Genomic DNA, 242 nt, shown 5'->3' on the forward strand with positions numbered 1-242 from the left:
GAGCTCGATGCTGGCGAGCCAACAACCTCATCTCTGCGATATGGCTACGAATCGCCAAAGTAGTCATCACGGGCGACTAGTCCGAATGGGCGTTGCTCGCAGGGCTGCTCATCGCTGAACAGATTCTGCGTGCGGCGCTCCTGCTTCAAAAACGCTAGCGCCGCGAAAAAGCAACTTTCGCATAGGTTGACTCGATAGCGTTCGCCATCATGCCCTGCGCCATAGCCCCAGAGCGCCTGGAG

Annotated in this window: 1 protein-coding gene; it reads right to left on the reverse strand. The window is 57.9% G+C overall.

The window, feature by feature from the left end; genetic code table 11:
- Positions 1-44: 44 nt before the first annotated feature.
- Positions 45-242 (reverse strand): hypothetical protein (locus tag AC0IWT_RS20025; protein ID WP_471798515.1); only part of this gene is annotated, 198 nt, incomplete at its 5' end.

Source organism: Pedobacter sp. AC464, from assembly GCF_979253075.1.